At 71.2% G+C, this 16,093-nt stretch carries 13 protein-coding genes; 6 read left to right on the forward strand and 7 right to left on the reverse strand.

The features are described 5' to 3' along the window. Positions 1-11: 11 nt before the first annotated feature. Together E4U92_RS04355 and E4U92_RS04360 are read right to left on the reverse strand one after the other, a co-directional pair. Entirely contained in the window at positions 12-1,397 is a 1,386-nt protein-coding gene (locus E4U92_RS04355) for a class II fumarate hydratase (RefSeq protein ID WP_137298896.1), read from the reverse strand. 131 nt (positions 1,398-1,528) lie between these two features. Further along, positions 1,529-3,199, reverse strand: coding sequence for a fumarate hydratase (locus E4U92_RS04360; protein ID WP_137298897.1), 1,671 nt, complete (start codon positions 3,197-3,199; stop codon positions 1,529-1,531). 145 nt (positions 3,200-3,344) lie between these two features. Here E4U92_RS04360 and E4U92_RS04365 point away from each other — a divergent pair, with 145 nt between their 5' ends. Together E4U92_RS04365 and E4U92_RS04370 are read left to right on the forward strand one after the other, a co-directional pair. After that, positions 3,345-4,025, forward strand: coding sequence for a DUF1707 SHOCT-like domain-containing protein (locus E4U92_RS04365; RefSeq protein ID WP_137298898.1), 681 nt, complete (start codon positions 3,345-3,347; stop codon positions 4,023-4,025). Positions 4,026-4,278: 253 nt separating this feature from the next. Continuing rightward, positions 4,279-4,656, forward strand: coding sequence for a WhiB family transcriptional regulator (locus tag E4U92_RS04370; protein ID WP_137298899.1), 378 nt, complete (start codon positions 4,279-4,281; stop codon positions 4,654-4,656). A gap of 136 nt (positions 4,657-4,792) precedes the next feature. On the opposite strand, the gene glpX is transcribed toward E4U92_RS04370, so the two are convergent. After that, positions 4,793-5,827 carry a class II fructose-bisphosphatase gene (gene glpX, locus E4U92_RS04375; RefSeq protein WP_137298900.1) on the reverse strand — a complete coding sequence of 345 codons (1,035 nt, stop codon included), beginning with the start codon at positions 5,825-5,827 and terminating at the stop codon, positions 4,793-4,795. Positions 5,828-5,955: 128 nt separating this feature from the next. Between glpX and E4U92_RS04380 the strand changes: the two genes are divergently transcribed. After that, on the forward strand, positions 5,956-6,480 hold the full coding sequence (locus E4U92_RS04380; RefSeq protein ID WP_168725027.1) for a DUF4245 domain-containing protein: 525 nt from the start codon (positions 5,956-5,958) through the stop codon (positions 6,478-6,480). An 86-nt stretch (positions 6,481-6,566) separates the two neighbouring features. Here the strand turns inward: E4U92_RS04380 and E4U92_RS04385 are convergent, their stop codons facing one another. Further along, the gene (locus tag E4U92_RS04385) at positions 6,567-7,157 is read right to left on the reverse strand and encodes a malonic semialdehyde reductase (protein WP_137298902.1); all 591 of its coding nucleotides are present in this window, start codon (positions 7,155-7,157) and stop codon (positions 6,567-6,569) included. 184 nt (positions 7,158-7,341) lie between these two features. Between E4U92_RS04385 and E4U92_RS37195 the strand changes: the two genes are divergently transcribed. The 3 genes from E4U92_RS37195 to E4U92_RS04400 all read left to right on the forward strand — a co-directional run bounded on the left by E4U92_RS37195 (position 7,342) and on the right by E4U92_RS04400 (position 11,720). Further along, positions 7,342-7,962, forward strand: coding sequence for a peptide-methionine (R)-S-oxide reductase (locus E4U92_RS37195; RefSeq protein WP_373311653.1), 621 nt, complete (start codon positions 7,342-7,344; stop codon positions 7,960-7,962). Continuing rightward, positions 7,880-8,557 (forward strand): ScbR family autoregulator-binding transcription factor, encoded by a 678-nt coding sequence (locus E4U92_RS04395; RefSeq protein WP_137298903.1) that lies wholly within the window; start codon positions 7,880-7,882, stop codon positions 8,555-8,557. The genes E4U92_RS37195 and E4U92_RS04395 overlap by 83 nt, the downstream gene beginning before the upstream one ends. 358 nt (positions 8,558-8,915) lie before the next feature. Further along, the gene (locus E4U92_RS04400; RefSeq protein WP_168725028.1) at positions 8,916-11,720 is read left to right on the forward strand and encodes a helix-turn-helix transcriptional regulator; all 2,805 of its coding nucleotides are present in this window, start codon (positions 8,916-8,918) and stop codon (positions 11,718-11,720) included. Positions 11,721-11,806: 86 nt separating this feature from the next. Here the strand turns inward: E4U92_RS04400 and E4U92_RS04405 are convergent, their stop codons facing one another. From E4U92_RS04405 to E4U92_RS04415, 3 genes are all read right to left on the reverse strand, one after another. Continuing rightward, on the reverse strand, positions 11,807-12,556 hold the full coding sequence (locus tag E4U92_RS04405) for a thioesterase II family protein (protein ID WP_137298905.1): 750 nt from the start codon (positions 12,554-12,556) through the stop codon (positions 11,807-11,809). A 122-nt stretch (positions 12,557-12,678) separates the two neighbouring features. After that, entirely contained in the window at positions 12,679-14,154 is a 1,476-nt protein-coding gene (locus E4U92_RS04410; RefSeq protein ID WP_229863074.1) for an MFS transporter, read from the reverse strand. A gap of 170 nt (positions 14,155-14,324) precedes the next feature. After that, positions 14,325-15,836, reverse strand: a complete 1,512-nt coding sequence (locus tag E4U92_RS04415) for a GMC family oxidoreductase (RefSeq protein WP_168725029.1) — start codon at positions 15,834-15,836, stop codon at positions 14,325-14,327. Positions 15,837-16,093: the final 257 nt, after the last annotated feature.

Here is a 16,093-nt window from a genome sequence, read left to right on the forward strand (position 1 = left end):
CACGCCCCGGTTCAGGGGCGGGTCATCCGCAGCACGTCCAGCGCCTCGTCGAGCTGCTCCTCGGTGAGGTCGCCGCGCTCCACGTACCCGCCCTCCAGCACGACCTGACGGATCGTCTTCCGCTCGGCCAGCGCCTTCTTGGCCACCTTCGCGGCCTCCTCGTAGCCGATGTAGCGGTTGAGCGGGGTGACCACCGACGGCGACGACTCGGCGTACTCGCGGGCCCGTTCGCGGTGGGCGACGATGCCGTCCACGGTGCGGTCGGCCAGCAGGCGGGAGACGTTGGCGAGCAGCCGGACCGACTCCAGCACGTTCTTGGCGATGACCGGCAGCATCACGTTCAGCTCGAAGTTGCCGGCCGCGCCCGCCGTGGCCACGGTCGCGTCGTTGCCGACGACCTGCGCGGCGACCATCAGCACGGCCTCGGGGATCACCGGGTTGACCTTGCCGGGCATGATCGACGAACCCGGCTGCAGGTCGGGCAGCGCGATCTCGGCGAGGCCGGTGCGCGGCCCGGAGGCCATCCAGCGCAGGTCGTTGGAGATCTTGGTGAGGCCGACCGCGATCGTCCGCAGCTGCCCGCTGGTCTCGACGATGCCGTCCCGGGCCCCCTGGGCCTCGAAGTGGTCGCGCGCCTCGGTCAGCGGCAGCCCGGTGACGCGGGCCACCTCCTCGATGACGGCGGCCGAGAAGCCGCGCGGGGTGTTGATGCCGGTGCCCACGGCGGTGCCGCCCAGCGGCAGCTCGGCCAGCCGGGGCAGGGAGGCGTGCAGCCGCTCCACGCCGTAGCGGACCTGGGCCGCGTACCCGCCGAACTCCTGGCCCAGGGTCACGGGCGTGGCGTCCATCAGGTGCGTGCGCCCGGACTTGACGACGTCGGCGAACTCCCCGGCCTTGCGCTCCAGCGCGGCCGCGAGGTGCTCCAGGGCCGGGACCAGGTCGCGGGTGACGGCGGCGGTGGCGGCGATGTGGATCGACGACGGGAAGACGTCGTTGGACGACTGGGAGGCGTTGACGTGGTCGTTGGGGTGCACCGGGCGCCCGAGCCGCTCGGTGGCCAGGGTGGCGATCACCTCGTTGGTGTTCATGTTCGACGAGGTGCCCGAGCCGGTCTGGAAGACGTCCACCGGGAAGTGCTCGTCCCAGCGCCCCTCGGCGACCTCGGCGGCGGCCTCCTGGATCGCCCGCGCGACGTCCTCGTCGAGCACCCCGAGTTCGGCGTTCACCTTCGCGGCCGCGCCCTTGATCCGCGCGAGCGCCTCGATGTGGGCGCGCTCGATGCGCTGCCCGGAGATCGGGAAGTTCTCGACGGCCCGCTGGGTCTGGGCCCGCCACTTGGCCTCGGCGGGGACGCGCACCTCGCCCATGGAGTCGTGTTCGATCCGGTATTCGCTCATGACCGGTACAGCGATCGACGGGACCGGGATGTTCCGCCGGGGGCCCACCCGGGTGACGAGACGCTCACCGGCGGGCGTGCGGGCGGGCGCGGCCGGGGCCGCCCCCGCCCCGCGCCCGCCGCACGCGCGCGTCACGCCAGTCCGGGACCCCGGACCGGGATCGACGTGAACGTCGGCTGCGGGGCCGGGTCCTTGAAGAAGTCGTTGCCCTTGTCGTCGACGACGACGAACGCCGGGAAGTCCTCGACCTCGATCTTCCAGACCGCCTCCATGCCCAGCTCCTCGTACTCGAGGACCTCGACCTTCTTGATGCAGTCCTGCGCCAGGCGCGCGGCCGGCCCGCCGATGGAGCCGAGGTAGAACCCGCCGTGCGCCGCGCACGCGTCCGTGACCTGCTGCGAGCGGTTGCCCTTGGCCAGCATCACCTTGGAGCCGCCGGCCGCCTGGAACTGCTCGACGTAGGAGTCCATCCGGCCCGCCGTGGTCGGCCCGAAGGAACCGGACGCGTACCCCTCGGGGGTCTTGGCGGGACCGGCGTAGTACACCGGGTGGTCCTTGAGGTACTGCGGCATCCCCTCGCCCGCGTCCAGCCGCTCCTTGATCTTGGCGTGCGCGATGTCGCGTGCCACGACCAGCGGGCCGGTCAGCGACAGCCGCGTCTTGACCGGGTACTTGGTCAGCTCGGCCAGGATCCGGTCCATCGGCTGGTTCAGGTCGATCCTCACGACGTCGGACGAGTCGTCCAGGTGCTCGTCGGTGGTGTCCGGCAGGAAGCGCGCCGGGTCCGTCTCGAGCTGCTCCAGGAAGACGCCCTCCGCCGTGATCTTCGCGACGGCCTGGCGGTCGGCGGAGCAGGACACCGCGATGGCGACCGGGCAGGACGCGCCGTGCCGGGGCAGGCGCACCACGCGCACGTCGTGGCAGAAGTACTTGCCGCCGAACTGCGCGCCGATCCCGATCCTCTGGGTCAGCTCGAAGACCTTCTCCTCCAGCTCCTTGTCCCGGAAGCCGTGGCCGAGCGGCGAGCCCTCGGCCGGCAGGCCGTCCAGGTAGTGCGCGGAGGCGTACTTGGCGGTCTTCAGCGCGTACTCGGCGGACGTGCCGCCCACCACGATCGCCAGGTGGTACGGCGGGCAGGCGGCCGTGCCCAGCGAACGGATCTTCTCCTCCAGGAACTTCATCATGGAGGTCTCGTTCAGGACGGCCTTGGTCTCCTGGTACAGGAACGACTTGTTGGCCGAGCCGCCGCCCTTCGCCATGAACAGGAACTTGTAGGCGCCGCCGTCGGTGGCGTACAGCTCGATCTGCGCGGGGAGGTTGGAGCCGGTGTTCTTCTCCTCCCACATGGTGAGCGGGGCCATCTGCGAGTAGCGCAGGTTCAGCCGGGTGTAGGCGTCGTAGATGCCGCGGCTGAGGGCCTCCTCGTCGCGGCCCTCGGTCAGCACGTTCTGGCCTCGCTTGCCCATGACGATCGCCGTGCCGGTGTCCTGGCACATGGGCAGCACGCCCGCGGCCGCGATGTTGGCGTTCTTCAGCAGGTCCAGCGCGACGAACTTGTCGTTGGCGGAGGCCTCCGGGTCGTCGATGATGCGGCGGAGCTGGGCGAGGTGCGCGGGACGCAGGTAGTGCTGGATGTCGTGGATCGCCTCCTCGGCCAGCTTGCGCAGCGCCTCCGGCTCCACCTTGAGGAACGTCCGCCCGTCCGGCCCCTCGACGGTGGAGACACCCTCGGAGGTCACCAGCCGGTAGGGGGTGGTGTCCTCGCCCTGGGGGAGCAGATCGGTATAGGCGAACTCAGCCATCGCAGGCCATTCCTCACTAGACAGACGACGACCCGCCGACGTTGGCGGGCCTTCCCAGCCTAGAACCTGTCGAGGGCCCGGAACCTGTGAGGTAAGGCTCAGCCCGGGGGTGTCGCGATCTATCGTGTTTCGCTACGCTGCTGCCGTGGACCTTCAGAAGCAGACCGCTCCCGCTCCGGCTGCCGAACTGCGCGCCTCGGACGCCGACCGTGACCGTATCGCCGACATCCTGCGCGAGGCACTGGCCGAGGGCCGGCTCACCGCCGACGAGCACGCCGAGCGCGTCGAGGGCGTGCTCGGCGCCAAGACGGTCGGCGAGCTGGAGGCCTTCATCCGGGACCTCCCGGCCGCCCACGCGCGCCGGGTGACCGTCTCCGCCCCGAGCCGCCCCACCGCGGGCGCCCTCCCCGTCGACCCCGACGACAACGTCGTCGCCGTCTTCAGCAGCGCCGTCCGCAAGGGCCGTTGGCGCCCGGGCCGCCGCATCCACGCGTACGCGGTGTTCGGCAGCGTCGAGATCGACCTCAGCGAGGCCCTCTTCGAGTACCAGCAGGTCGTCATCAAGGCGGTCTCCGTCTTCGGCAGCGTCGAGGTCCGCGTCCCGGAGAACGTGTCGCTGCGCGGCACCGGCGGCGGCGTGCTCGGCTCCTTCGAGGTGGACACCCTCGACGCGGCCGAGCCCGACGCCCCGGTGGTCTACCTCGACGGCTGGGCGGTCCTCGGCAGCATCGAGGGCCGGCCGCGGCGTGGCCGGCTCGTCGCCGACATCCTCGACCGCGTGCACCGCAAGGTCGACCGCGCTGTGCACCGGCACCTGGAGCGTTGACGGGCGTGAACGGCGGCCCGGCGCGGCGGACTTGGCCGCGGGCGGGTGCCGGGTGGCGGGCGACGCGATCGAGCAGGACCGCGCGGGATCCAGCGGTTCACAACTCAGTGCATAGGCGCGCGCACAGCGGGTAGGGCTTGCTGCATCGTCTCTTGGAGGGTGCCGTGGGATCTCGCGGGCCCGGCACGCCGGCCGTCCCTGTGCACCCCCATCGGCACCTTCCAGCTCGCGAAGCCGTCGTCAGGAGTAGACCGTGCTGCAACCGCCGCATTCGTCCCTGCAGGTAGCTGCCGTTCCGGCCCAGCGGGTGCCAGCGCGGGACAGGGACCAGGACGCCCCCTGGCACACCGAGGCGGTGTGCCGGCGCGACGAGGCCGGCCTGTTCTTCGCCCCCTCCAAGGAGCCCACCGCCGCCCGGCTGTCCCGCGAGGAGGCGGCCAAGCGGGTCTGCGCGCGCTGTCCTGTGATGGTCGAGTGCCGTGAACACGCGCTGCTCCAGCCCGAGCCGTACGGCGTGTGGGGCGGCCTGACGGCGGCGGAGCGCCGCGTGGTGCTGGCCCGCCGCCGGCGCCGCGAGATGGAGCTGAAGAAGGCCGCGCGCGCGACGGGCCGCATAGCCGCGGCGGGCTGACCCGCCTGGCGCGGAGCACGCAGAAGGGGCGCCCCTCCGCACCGGGGCGCCCCTTCTCGAACGGCGTCAGCCGAACCGCGTCACGCGTACCGCGTCAGCCGACTCCCGTCAGCCGGCCCGCGTCACTTGGCCCGCGTCACTTGGCCCGGTCGAAGTCGATCGCGCTGTACGCCCGCAGCTTGCGCAGCCGGTGCTCGGAGTCGATCTTCCGTACCGTGCCCGACTTGGAGCGCATCACGATCGACTCGGTCAGCGCGGTCTCCGAGCGGTAGCGCACGCCCCGCAGCAGCTCGCCGTCGGTGATGCCGGTCGCGACGAAGAAGACGTTCTCCCCGGACACCAGGTCGTCGGTGGTGAGCACCCGGTCCAGGTCGTGCCCCGCGTCGATCGCCCGCTGCCGCTCCTCGTCGTCCTTGGGCCACAGCTTGCCCTGGATCGTGCCGCCCAGGCACTTCACGGCACAGGCCGAGATGATGCCCTCCGGGGTGCCGCCGATGCCGAGCAGCAGGTCGACGCCGGTGCCCTCGCGCAGCGCGTAGACCGACCCGGCGACGTCGCCGTCAGAGATCAGCTTGATGCGCGCGCCCGCGTCCCGGACCTCCTTGATCAGGCCCTCGTGCCGCGGCCGGTCCAGGATGACGACGGTGACGTCCTCGGGCGTGGAGCGCTTGGCCTTGGCGATGCGGCGGATGTTCACCGCGACCGGCGCGTCGATGTCGACGAAGTCGGCGGCCTCCGGGCCGGTGACCAGCTTGTCCATGTAGAAGACGGCGGACGGGTCGAACATCGCGCCGCGCTCGGCGGCGGCCAGCACCGCGATGGCGTTGGGCATGCCCTTCGCCGTCAGCGTGGTGCCGTCGATCGGGTCGACGGCGATGTCGACCTCGGGCCCGGTGCCGTCCCCGACGTGCTCGCCGTTGAACAGCATGGGCGCCTCGTCCTTCTCGCCCTCACCGATGACGACGACGCCGTTCATCGACACGGTGGAGACGAGGGTCCGCATGGCGCGCACCGCGGCACCGTCGGCGCCGTTCTTGTCGCCGCGCCCGACCCAGCGGCCGGCGGCCATGGCCGCGGCCTCGGTCACCCGGACGAGTTCCAGGGCGAGGTTGCGGTCCGGGGCCTCGGACGGAACGTCAAGCTCGGACGGCAGGTGATGATTCTCGGTCATCGGAGCGCACCTTTCTGATACGACGACGGCCGGATGAGGGTTTTCGCCCTTCGACTCTATCCCCAGTCCGACAAGATGAGCAGGGGACCCCACGGATGAGCGCGACCGGCACCTGCGACGATAGGGGCGTGGCAGGTTCGAAGGGCAAGCAGAAGACGGTCCGGGACATGGTCCTCTCCCTCGGGGTGATCATGATCGCGGCAGCGGTGATCTATGTGTTCCTCCCGCACGACGACAAGGAACCCGACATCAAGCGGGTCGACTACCGCGTCGAGCTGCTCACGGCGCGCCGCGCCGCCGCCTACCCGGTGGCCGCGCCGGAGGGGCTGCCGGCGAGCTGGAAGGCCACCTCGGTCCGCTTCGACGCCGCGGCGTCGGACGCCTGGCACCTCGGCTTCCGCGCCCCGGACGGGGAGTACGTGGCGGTCGAGCAGTCGACCCGCAAGCCCGGCGCGTTCATCCAGGAGGCGAGCCAGGGGGCGAAGGCGACCGAGGTCACCGAGGAGATCGCCGGGCGCACCTGGACCCGCTACACCGGCGGCCGCTACGACGCGCTCGTGCTCAAGGGCCCCGACGGCTCGACCACGGTGGTGGCGGGCACGGGGTCGTTCGCCCAGCTCAAGACGATGGTGGGCGCGCTCAGGATGGCGTGAGGCGTCCGGCCGGGCCTCCCGCCCGTGCCGTGCACGACGAAGGCCCCCGGCGTCTCGCCGGGGGCCTTCGCGGTGCCGGGTGGTGCTCAGACGGTCGTGACGACCTGCTCGTACGCCAGGCGCGGGGAGCGCGGGTAGGAGGCGTTCTCGCCGGGGCGGCCGATGTTGACCACCATCAGCGGGGTGTGGTCGTCGTCGAGGAACTCCTTGCGGACGCCCTCGAGGTCCACACCGGTCATCGGGCCGGCGGCGAGCCCGGCCGCCCGGACGCCGATGATGAAGTACGCGGCCTGCAGGGCGGCGTTCAGCGCGGCGGAGTTCTCGCGGACCACGCGCTCGCCGAAGAACGCGTCCTTGGCCTGCGGGAACGCCGGGAACAGGGTCGGCAGCTCCTCGTGGAACTCGTTGTCGGCCGAGAGGATCGCGACCAGCGGCGCGGTGGCCGTCTTGGCCCGGTTGCCCTCGGCCATGTGCGCGACCAGGCGCTCGCGGGCCTCGGCCGAGCGGACCAGGGTGATGCGCAGCGGGGTCTGGTTGAAGGCGGTGGGGCCGTACTTGACCAGGTCGTAGATCGCCTGCACCTGCTCGTCGGTCACCGGCTCGTCGGTGAAGGTGTTCGCGGTGCGGGCCTCGCGGAACAGCAGGTCCTGGGCGGCGGGGTCAAGAACGAGAGACATGCGTGCACTTTCCTCGGTGGCGCGTCCGGCCCGGGATCGCCGGACCGTTGGACGTCCGTGACGATACGCCGAAGGAAGTTCAAGGTTCAACTAAAACGGGGGTGTGGTGATCGGCTTCACAGCACCCGGAACGGCCACCCGCCCCGCCTGCGCACCCGCCGACAACGACGAGACGACCCGCACGATGCATTCCTCGGCCTCGCCCTCCGCCCGATCGCCCGCCGGTACGTCCGACGCCTTTGCCGGGAAGCCCGTGTTCACCGGCGGGTGCGCGGGCGCCAAGACCAGGGGCGTCTATTCCTGTCGGGTCCGTGGTGGGGAACTGCTCACTTACGAAAACAAGTTCGAGTGCCCCTGTGACTGGCCGTCCTTCTGCGCTCCGAAGGGCACCGGCACGGTGGAGCCTGGGACCGCTCCCACAGCATGGTCCGACGGGGGTCCACTGCGCCCGCTGCGGTTCCCGCCTCGGGCACGTCGTCGGCAGCGAGGGCTGTCCGACTCCCTGCTCACCTGCGCCGCCGCATCGACAGCATCTCCCTGCGCCTGGAGCCGGAAACGCACTGGCGACGGGAGGTTTTCCCGGACGCCTCGGAGTCCGGGGAGCGATTGCCGGGTATCTCCGTGCGGCGGATGGATTCCGGGTCCCCGCAGTGCCGGCTTCGGTTATTCTACTGCCGTTCCATGTATGCCGAAACTGCTCACCCGCCGGGAGAGATCGCATCATGTCGAGGAAGCTCCGCGCCGAGCGCACGCGCACCATAATCGTCAAGGCTGCTGCAGAGCTTTTCGACAAGTACGGTTATGAATCGTCGAGCCTGAATGACATCGTGGCGCGCGCGAACGTGACGAAGGGCGCCGTGTACTTCCACTTCGCGACGAAAGAAGACCTGGCCCAGGCGGTCCTCGACCTGAATCAAGGAATTTCCCGCCGATTGGTGGCCGAAAATGATCGGCCGGGCCGGTCCGCGCTGGAAGTCCTGGTCCGGGCCGCTTTCGAGATGGCGGAACGGGCCGCGCAGTGCTCCGTGGTGGGCGCCGGCATGCGTCTCGCCGTCGGCGGCGCGACGCCGGGCGGGCCGTCGAACGATCCCTTCGACGCGTGGGTACGGATCGCGGCCGACCGGCTCGCTGTGGCGGTCGCCGAAGGTGACGTCGCCGCCGAGGCCGACGTGGCCGCCGTTGCGCGCTCGCTCGTCTGGTTCCTCGTCGGCAGCCGGCTGGTCGGCTCCGTCCCGGGCGGCGCGACGGCGCGGGCCGGGGCAGTGGCCGACATGTGGCGCCTGCTGATCCCCGGGCTTGTGCCGGAAGCCCGGCGGCGGCATTACCGTGAACTGGTCGACATGCTCGCCCAGTCGGGCGGACGACCTCATTCCGATTGTGTCGTGCGACACGACTCGTGACACGTCGGGAATAGGTGATCTCCCACCGCTTCCCCGGTTCCGCCAATGACGCGGTGTGAATTTAATCCACACGTTAAAACCGCGCAATAAACGCGCTCGCCACCCCGATGTGTGACGCAGGTCACTTCAATTGAGGGAGTCGACGTCGGGGTCGGTTGCTGCAAAGGAAGATCAAATACCGTTGACAAGACCGATCGGCCGGTATTTCAATGGCAGGGTGATCTGGTAGGGCTGCTATGCCCCGAGATCGCCACTCGTCTCACAGGGGGAAGGAACGAGGATGGCCGTCGTCGGCATGTCCGAAAACAGTCCGGATGTTTTCGGACTGCGTGATCTCGCATACGAGCTTCCGGAGCGCGTGAGGCTGCTGGCCGCGCTCCGCACCATCTACGAGGAGAGCCGAAGAGGCGAGGGCAGGGTCGCCATCGTCCACGGCCCGGTCGGCTGCGGTAAGACGGAACTCCTGCACGACTTCGCCGATCATGTGGGCGCACAGGACGGCATCTACCTGAGCGCCACCGCCTCCCGGGACGAGCAGACGGTGCCTTTCGGCCTGCTGGCCCACCTGCTGCACGACGACCGGATCGCGCCGGAGCTGCGAGCCAAGGCCGCCTGGTGTGCGTCGGAGGGGCAGGCGGCCCCCCAGGAACCGGACCGCTCCGGCGAGTCCCCCGGCGACGTGGCACCGCAGATCTTCCACGAGATGTGCCTGGCCCTGCTCGACGTGGTCGAGCACGCGCCCGGCCCCGTCGTCCTCGGCATCGACGACATGCACTACGCGGACACGGCCTCCCTTCGCTGCCTGTCCTACGTCGTGCGCAGGCTGCGTTCCTCGCCCCTGCTCATCGTGCTGAACGAGGCGCCGCACTCCCGGCGGCTGGCCACACTGTCCGAGGCGGAATGGCCGGCCGAGCCGCTCGTGCGCCGTCTGAAGCTGCCCCTGTTGTCCCCGCAGGGACTGGAGGAGGTCATAGCCGGCCGGCTCGGACGGGCGGCGGCAGAAGCACTGGCCGCCGACGCCTATCGGGTCACCGGAGGCAACCCCGCCCTGCTGCGCGGGCTGATCGAGGACAACCGGGGCACCGTGGTGTCGTCCGCACCGGTCTTTCGCGTGGCCGACGGCTACGGCCAGGCCCTGACCAGCTGTCTCTTCCGGTGCGAACCCGAAGTACTGCACGTCGCCCGCCAGCTGGCCGTACTCGACGAGGCGCCCTCGGTCCCGGTGCTGGCCCAGCTGACCGGCATGGATCCGGACAGCGCCGCGCGCGCCCTCGAACTGCTGCGCGAGACCGGTCTGCTCTCCGGCGGGCTGCTGCGGCACGCCGGCGCCAACAGCGCGGTGCTCAGCGGCATGACTCCTGAACAGCGCGCCGACCTCCAGGTCAACACGGCCAACGTCCTGTTCAAGAACGGCTTCCCGACCGACACGGTGGCGCGTCACCTGCTCGCGGCCAGCCGCGTCGACAGCGACTGCGCGATCCCCGTCCTGCAGGAGGCCGCCCAGCAGGCGGTGGCGGACGGTGACCTGGACTTCGCGCTGGACTGCCTGCGCATGGCCCTCCAGTACGACACCGACGAGCAGCGCCGGGCGGCCACCACCGCGATGATCATGCAGGCGACGTGGCGCCGCGAGCCGTATGCGGCGTACCGGCGGGTCGAGGGGCTGGTGGAGGACTCCCGCGCGGGGCGCCTGACGGGCCAGCACGCGACCTCGGTCATCGACGCCCTGATGTGGTTCGGCCGCCCCAGCGAGGCGATCGACCTGCTGATGCGCGGGGCGCGGGCGGATCCGGGCGCGCACGACCTGGTCGGCGCCTCCCACCTGGAGGCGTGCCACGCCTGGCTGGACACGCTCTACCCGGGCCGCGGCGGTGGGCACGCGGCGCGGATCCCGCACGCCCACGAGATCACCGGGGGCGGCGTCGCCCCGGACGCCTGGGCCAAGAGCCGGGCGGCGCAGCTGTTCCGGTGGAACCTGACTACGCCACCGGACAACGGGCGGGTCCGCGAGGCGCAGCAGTCGCTCAGCCACTACACGCTCACGGACGGCACCGCGCCCCTGCTGCTGGTCGCTCTCGGAACCCTGCTCCAGGCGGAGCGGTTACAGGAGGCCGGCGCACGGTCCGAAGAACTGGCCCGCCTGGCCGGACAGGCCTCGTTCACCGTGTGGGAGGCGCTGTTCCGTTCCATGCGGGCGGAGGTGTTCCTGCGGCAGGGCGAGCCGGTCGCCGCCGAACGGGAGGCCGACCAGGCCGTCGCCCTGTTGCCCGTACGCAACTGGGGCATCCTGCTGGGGCTTCCGCTCGCCACGGCACTACAGGCCAACGCGTTGACCGGGCACACCGCCGCCTGGGCGACCGAGGCGCAGACGGTGCTGCCCCAGGCGATCTTCGAAACGCCCTACGGTGTACGTCTGCTGCACGCTCGCGGCCACCGCCACCTGGCCGGTGGTCAGGTCTCCGCGGCACTCGGCGACTTCCAGGGTGCGGGTGAGCTGGCCGAGCGGCTGGGTCTGGACCACCCGGTGGTCCTGCCCTGGCGGACGAGCGCGGCTCAGGCTCTCATCCGCCTGGGCGACCGCAAGCAGGCCCGAACGCTGCTCGGCGAACAGCTGCGCGCGTGCGGGCCGGATCAGCCGCGGATCTACGCCGAGGCGCTGCGCGCGCTGGCCGCGGCGAGCCCGCTCCAGGAGCGGCACAAACTGCTCAACCAGGCCTCGGAGCACCTCCAGACGTGCGAGGCACCTCTGGAGCTGGCGTTCGCTCTGCACGACCTCGGGTGGGCCTGGCAGGAACAGGGGCAGTACACCAAGGGGCGGCAGATCGTGCGCCGGGCCGCGCTGATGGCCGAGCGGCGAGGCGTGCGCATTCCGGCGCCCGCCACCCACCGGCTGAACCACGACGAGCAGGACCGGCCGGCCACGCCGACGGCGCGACCGGTCCGCGCGGCGGAGGTGCTCAGCGACGCCGAGATGAGGGTCGCTCAGCTGGCGGTGGGCGGGTACAGCAACCGGCAGATCGCGAGCCGGCTGTTCGTGACAGTGAGTACGGTCGAGCAGCACCTCACGCGGATCTATCGCAAGCTCGACATCAGGCGGCGGACGGACCTCGTCGGCGCCTTGCAGAGGGCCGAGCCGGTGGAGCGGGACCAACTGGCCAGCTGAGCAGGCCGTGCCGTTCCTGTGTGACGGGGTCGGCGGCGCGGACGAGAGCCCTGGAGGTGCCTTCCTCTTCAGGGCCCCGCGTCGCGTCACATGACGTCGAGGAGGGCCCGGGCGACGGCACCGGGGTCGTCGTCCAGGTAGAAGTGGCCGCCCGGGAAGGCGCGGACATCGGTGTGGGAGACGGTGTGGGCGTCCCATGCGCGCACCTCGGGCAGGGGGGCGACCGGGTCGTCCTTCCCGGCGAAGACCGAGATGGGACAGGTCACCTGGGCCGATTCCGGGTGCGGACGGTAGGTCTCCACCGCTCGGTAGTCGGCCCGCACGACGGGGAGCACCAGGGCGCGCATATCGGCGTCGGCGAGCAGCGCGGACGCGGTGCCGCCCAGCCGGTCCAGCTCCCTGATCAGGCCGGCGTCATCGCGCTGGTGGACCCGCTCGTCGCGCACGATCGAGGGGGCGCGCCGGGCCGAGACGATCAGCCGGCCGGGCCCCTGAGCGGTCAACTGCTCGAAACGGCGCGCCACTTCGAAGGCGACGACGGCACCGAGGCTGTGGCCGAAGAAGGCGAACGGCCCGTCGAGTTCGTGCCGCAGGGCGGCGAAGGCGGCGTCCGCGAGCGCGGGGACGCTGTCGAGGAAGGGTTCGTGGCGCCGGTCCTGACGACCCGGATACTGCACGCACCACGCCTCCGCCTTCGGGGCGAGCGCCTGCGCGAGCGGTCGGAAGGAGGCCGCCGACCCGCCCGCGTGCGGGAAGCAGACCAGGCGGGGCACACCCTGCGGCACCTCGACGAAGCGGCGCGTCCAGGAGCGCAGGCTGTCCTTGCTGACCCTCATGTCGACCTCGCTGTCGGGCGGGGACGGCGGCGCCGGAGGGCGCCGGGACGGATGGCGGGTCCGTGGCCGGTCGGGGGATGCCCGGTCACGGACCCGCGTTCGGGGATGGTGCCGCGCTTCGCTCAGTGCGAGACGGCGCCGAGCTCGTCCACCTGCCCGGCGGGCTCCCCGGCCGCCGCCCCGGGGGCCGGGGCACCGGGCTTCTTGAGGGTGAAGGCGAGCAGACCGCCGATCACGGCGGCGGCGCCGCCGATCCAGGTGGCCGTGCGCAGACCGTCGGCCACGGCCGAGACGGCGGGGTGGGCGTCGGCGCTCACGTCGAGGCCGGCGTTGGCGATGGCGACCAGGGCGGCGAGGCCGGCCGCGCCGCCGATCTGCTGGGAGGCGTTGGCGAGCGCGGAGGCGATGCCGGCCTCGCTCGGGGCCACACCGGAGGCGGCGCACACGAACATCGCGGGGAAGGTGACGCCGCCGCCGACACCCCAGACGATCAGGCCGACGAGCAGCTGCCAGAAGGAGGCGTGGGTGGTCATCGCGAGCGCGAGGACGATCATGCCGATGCCGTTGATCAGCATGCCGAGGAACAGCGTGGTGCGCGGGCCCCACTTGCCGAGCAGGACGCCGGTGAGCCGCAGCGAGGCCAGCATCGAGACCACGGTGAGCGGCAGGAAGGCCAGGCCGGCTTCGAGGGCGTTGTAGCCGAGCACGACCTGCAGGTAGTTGGTGAACAGGTAGTAGGAGCCGGACAGCGCGCTCTGGAAGACCAGGATGATCAGGATCGCGGTCACCAGGCTGCGGTTGCGGAACAGCCGCATCGGTGCGAGCGGGGCGCGCGTCTTGGACTCCACCAGGGCGAACACGGCGAGGAGCACCACGCCGGCGGCGATGGAACCGGCGCCGCGCAGCGAGCCCCAGCCCGCCTCGGGGCCGCTCACCAGGCCGAGCACCAGCAGGGACGAGCCCGCGGTGGCCAGAAGCGCGCCGGGCAGGTCGAAGCTCGCGTCACTGGAGGAGCGCTCGTCGGGCGGCAGCACGGAGGGCGCGGCGACGGCGGCCAGCAGGGCCATCGGCACCAGGATGAACAGCACCCACTCCCAGCCCCAGGCGTTGGTGAGCAGACCGCCGAGCAGGGCACCGGCCGCGAGACCGCCGCTGCCGCAGGCGCCCCAGACGGCCAGCGCGCGGTTGCGCTCGGCACCTTCCTCGAAACGGGTGTTGACCAGCATCAGGGTGGCCGGCGAGAGCAGCGCGGCGCCGATGCCCTGCACGGCGCGGGCGGCGATCAGCACACCGGGGTCCGTGGCCAGACCGCCCGCGAGGCAGGCCAGGCCGAAGACGGTGGCGCCGAGCAGGAAGATGCGGCGGCCGCCGAGGCGGTCCACCAGACGGCCGCCGAAGAGCAGGAGTCCGCCGAATGCCACGGCGTAGGCGCTGACCACCCACTGCAGGGACTGGGCGGTGAATCCGAGCGCTTTTCCGATGTCCGGCAGCGCGACGTACACGATGTTGTAGTCGGCGGCAACGATGAACTGGGCAAAGGCGAGCAGCGCGAGCATGAGCCCGGGCCGGTGCCTGGTGTTGGGGACGGTGTCAACCACGACTGGGCTTCTTTCTGTCACATGGGCCGGTGCATGAGAGCGGAACCGGGGGAGCGACGAGCAATCAGTACACGGTGTTCAGTAACAACACGGCGAAGTCTGACTCAACGGCGCTCCCCTGTCAAACGGTGTTGTGGTCACGCGAGTCGGGGTGATCCCACGGGGTTCGGTCAGCCGTGCGAGGCCTTGATCCGGTCCGCCATCCGCTCGGCCAGCATCAGCACCGTGAGCAGCGGGTTTCCGCGGATGACCTCGGGCATCACGGACTGGTCGATCACGCGCAGGCCCTCGACGCCGAGGACACGGCAGTCCGGGTCGACCACGGTGGTGGCGTCGTCGGGCGAGCCCATGCGGGCCGTGGTCGCCACGTGGTGGCTGGCGAAGGTGACCCGCGGCAGTTCCTCGGCGGAGGGCAGCTCGGGCTTGCCCGCGAGGAGGGACCGGAAGGCCGGCTGATGGACCAGCTCCCCGACGCGTTCGAGCGCGTCCTTGGCACGCAGCGCGTCGCTCTGGTCGGTGAGCATGTGCATCTCCACGAACGGGCCGGCGAGCGGATCGCGCGAGGTGAACACCAGGCGGCCGCGGCTGACCGCGTGCATCTGCCAGATGCAGACACCGGGAGTGTTCAGCCAGCCGTTGTTCGGAATGATCATCATGTCGTTGAAGCCCGTGTCCCCGAGCCCGGAGGAGTACCGCCAGGTGACGTTCACGGTCCTGCCGAAGGGACTCGCGGCCCGGTCCGACGGGATGGGCAGGGCCAGCACGATGAAGGGGTGCTCGGTGAGCTCCTGTCCGACCGGAAGCTCCACCACCTGCTCGACGCCGAGTCGGCGCAGGTCGGGGGAGGTGCCGATGCCGGAGCGCACCAGCACGGCCGGGGACAGGGTGCCGCCCGCGGCGAGGATCACCTCGCCGCCCGGGGCGAGGGGGACCGTCTCGCCGTCGGCCAGCTGCACTCCCGTGACCGTGCTGCGGTCGGGCGCGAAGGTGACGCTGTCCACCAGGGCTTCGCCGCGGACGGTCAGATTGCCGCGCCCGCGTGCGGGCTCGAGGTACCCGTCGTTGGCCGCCACCCGCTTGCCGTCGCGCAGGTGCATGGGGAAGGGGGACAGCCCGGTCGAGTCCGGGGCATTGGCGTCGTCGTGCCAGGCGATGCCCATCCCGAGTGCGGCGTCCCGGAAGGCGAGGTCGACGCCGCCCCAGTCCTTCTGCGGCTCGCGGTAGACCGGCAGTGGTCCGCCCCGGCCGTGGTAGGGGGCGTCCGGGAAGTCGTGGTCGTCCTCCAGTTTCCGGTAGTACGGCAGGACCTCGTCGAAGGACCAGCCGGCGGCGCCGCGTGCCACCCACCGGTCGAAGTCGTCCCGCACCCCGCGAATGGAGAACAGTCCGTTCACCTGGGAAGTGCCGCCCACGCCGCGGCCCGCCTGGAAGGGGACCGGGTCCAGACCCGGGTGGATCCTGGTCTCCAGGCCGTGCCACCAGAAGTCGGGCTGCGCCGCCATGTCCAGGTCGAAGGTGCGGCCGGCGAAATTTTGTGGTCGGTCCGCCGGGCGGATGTCCTTTCCGGCCTCCAGGAGCAGGACCCGGGCCGCCGAATTCTCGGAGATTCTGGCCGCCAGCGCGGAACCGGCGGCGCCACCGCCGACGACGATGTAATCCCAATCGGTGGAGGGGGTGACCATTTTTCGACCTTTCACCGGACGGTATTCCATTGCTCGGTATTTCTCGTGTCCGCGAGCGACCGTAAAGGGACCGCCACCCCTATCGACAACCCCTAGATCGCATCGCGGGTGCCTCGGCGTGCGCGCATGTGCCCAGGGGTCGTCCCGGCGAACGCCGAGCGGCACAGGACTGCAGGGGACCGCACGCTCCGGGGGCGGCGCTGCACACCCCCGATGAACTACACACTGATCACAAACTGCCCCATAGGCACTGAACT

It is taken from the genome of Streptomyces galbus (assembly GCF_005280195.1).
Lineage (GTDB): Bacteria > Actinomycetota > Actinomycetes > Streptomycetales > Streptomycetaceae > Streptomyces > Streptomyces galbus.

Coding starts and splice junctions, on each gene's coding strand:
- E4U92_RS04405 (WP_137298905.1), bottom strand. CDS start 12,556: ATGAGGGTCAGCAAGGACAGCCTGCGCTCCTGGACGCGCCGCTTCGTC.
- E4U92_RS04415 (WP_168725029.1), bottom strand. CDS start 15,836: ATGGTCACCCCCTCCACCGATTGGGATTACATCGTCGTCGGCGGTGGC.
- glpX (WP_137298900.1), bottom strand. CDS start 5,827: ATGACCGAGAATCATCACCTGCCGTCCGAGCTTGACGTTCCGTCCGAG.
- E4U92_RS04355 (WP_137298896.1), bottom strand. CDS start 1,397: ATGAGCGAATACCGGATCGAACACGACTCCATGGGCGAGGTGCGCGTC.
- E4U92_RS04385 (WP_137298902.1), bottom strand. CDS start 7,157: ATGTCTCTCGTTCTTGACCCCGCCGCCCAGGACCTGCTGTTCCGCGAG.
- E4U92_RS04360 (WP_137298897.1), bottom strand. CDS start 3,199: ATGGCTGAGTTCGCCTATACCGATCTGCTCCCCCAGGGCGAGGACACC.
- E4U92_RS04395 (WP_137298903.1), top strand. CDS start 7,880: ATGTCGAGGAAGCTCCGCGCCGAGCGCACGCGCACCATAATCGTCAAG.
- E4U92_RS37195 (WP_373311653.1), top strand. CDS start 7,342: ATGCATTCCTCGGCCTCGCCCTCCGCCCGATCGCCCGCCGGTACGTCC.